The organism is Plasticicumulans sp., from assembly GCF_035331805.1.
GTDB lineage: Bacteria > Pseudomonadota > Gammaproteobacteria > Competibacterales > Competibacteraceae > Plasticicumulans.
In genome coordinates, this window is the sequence record NZ_DAOLKE010000478.1 from 1 (window position 1) to 2160 (window position 2160).

2 protein-coding genes are annotated in these 2160 nt (G+C 73.6%); both read right to left on the reverse strand.

Annotation, left to right across the window (positions count from 1 at the left end; all coding sequences use genetic code 11):
* Window positions 1–806, reverse strand: an 806-nt coding sequence (locus PKE44_RS18585) for a Pnap_2097 family protein (RefSeq protein WP_324554207.1), incomplete at its 3' end; no start/stop codon positions are given.
* A complete protein-coding gene (locus PKE44_RS18590; RefSeq protein WP_324554209.1) occupies window positions 803–2125 on the reverse strand; it encodes an MSMEG_0569 family flavin-dependent oxidoreductase in 1323 nt (440 codons plus the stop codon). The genes PKE44_RS18590 and PKE44_RS18585, both read right to left, overlap by 4 nt.
* Window positions 2126–2160: the final 35 nt, after the last annotated feature.

Genomic DNA, 2160 nt, shown 5'->3' on the forward strand with positions numbered 1-2160 from the left:
AGGCGGCCGTCGCCGGCGCGCAGTTCGCAGGCATGGCCGGCGCCGGGGCCGTCGCGATGCACGCCGAGCAGCCCGACGTGCAGGGTTTCGCCGACGTTGAGGTTGCCGAACCACGCGATCTCGCGCACCGCCGTCGTCTGCTGCGGCGCTTCGTGCCACCAGTCCCAGGCGGCGCGATCGAGCACGGCGGCGAAGTTCGCGAAGTACAGGAAGCCGGCACCGTTGAAGTCGTTGCGCGGACACGGCGTGAACGAAAACCGCAGCGTCGCCGGCGGCGCGAGCAGACCTTCGGCATCGAGGTCGACGCCCGCGCGCAGCGCCCGCACGCGCTGCGCGAGCGGCGGCAGGCCGGTGTCGCCGTCGGACTGGCCATTGTCGGCGGCATCGTCGGTCGCGTCGCCGGTCGTGTCGCCGGTCGTGTCGGCCGGCACCGACACGCGCGCGACGCTGTGGTTGTCGCCGGGGCGCAGGCGGCCGACGAAGGTCGACAGCAGCTCGACGCGCGCGATGCGCTGCGGGCCGATCAGCAGGTCGTGGACGCTCAGGTGCCGGGCCGGACCGGGCCGTGACAGCCGGGTCTGCACGTCGAGGCGGTCGTGCTCGCGCGCCGCACCGAGCCGCGCCTGCGTCAGCCGCAGGCCGAGGAAGGCGGCATAGGCGCTGCGGCCGTCGGCGTCGCGGAAGTCCGGATCGGCGAGCCCGAGCCGGGCGGCGATCGCGAGCCAGTGCCGGTCGCCGCAGTCGCGCAGCAGCCAGGTTTCGGAGAGGCCCGCGTACGCGAGCTGCGGCATGCCGAGGCGCGTCATCCGGCGAGCGCCTCCGGCGCGGCGCCGGCGAGCTGCGCGAGGCGCGCGCCGATGCGTGCACTCAGGTATTCGGCATCGCGCCCGACGCCCGAGAAGCGGCCCGAACCCCAGGTGTGCAGCCACGGCAGGCCGATGAAGTACAGGCCCGGCTGCGGCGTGACGCCGCGCACGTGCGCCGGGTAGCCGCGGCCGTTGAACACCGGCGCGTCGATCCATCCGTAATCGGCGCGGTAGCCGATGCACCAGATGACGCTGGTGATGCCGGCGCCGGCGAGATCGAGGCTTGCGGCTTCCTCCGGCGGCGTCCAGAGCGGCTGATACGTGCTCGCCGGTTCGGCGGTGACGAGGCCGAGCTTCGCGATCCATTCGTCGATCGAGGCGTTGATGCGGTTGTACGTGGCATCGGCCGCGTCGAGGTGCGCGCCGAGGTTCGGCGCGAAGCGCATCGTGCCGTCGCGCACGTCGAGCATCTGGCCGTACAGGCGCATGCCTTCGAGCGCGAAGCGGCGCAGGTCGATGTCGCGTCCGCCGTCGCGGCCGGTCACGTAGTGGTTGGTGTTGTCGCGCACGCCCTCGCGCAGCGGGTGTTCGTGCACCGGCAGGTCGTAGTAGCCCATGTCGGCGAGCCAGTCGACCACGTCCCGGCCGCGGTAGAAGCGCGCGCAGCGCGGGGCATCGCCGGTGGCGAGGTGCACCTGCCGGCCGGCCAGGTGCAGGTCCTCGGCGATCTGCGCACCGGACTGGCCCGAGCCGACGACCATCACGGCGCCGGGCGGCAGCGCCGCGGCGTTGCGGTACTGCGCCGAGTGCAGCTGCACGAGGCCGGCGGGCAGGCGTTCGGCGCAGCGCGGCACGACCGGCTGCTGGTAGCCGCCGCTGGCGACGACGACCTGATCGGCCGTGCAGCGGCCGGCGCTGGTCACGGCCTCGAAGCGGCCGTCGTCGCGCAGGTACAGGCGCTCGACCGCGACCCCCTCGCGCAGCGGCGCCCGCACCCGCGCGGCGAAGCGTTCGAGGTAGTCGAGGATCTCGCCCCGGTTCATGAAGCCGTGCGGGTCGTCGCCGTCGTACGGATGGCCGGGCAGCGCGCACTGCCAGTTCGGCGTGACCAGCGTGAAGTGGTCCCAGCGCTGGTCGCGCCAGGCATGCAGCGCGGTCTCGCGTTCGAGCACGACATGACCGATGCCGGCATGACCGAGGTAGTGGCTGACCGAAAGTCCGGCCTGCCCGCCGCCGATGACGAGCACCGGTACGTGGGCGGGAACGGGCGCGGGAACGGAAGCAGGAACGGCGGGGCGGACGGGGGCGTGCGGATTCATCGGCGGATACCTGTCGGGGCGGGGGCGGCGGGGGC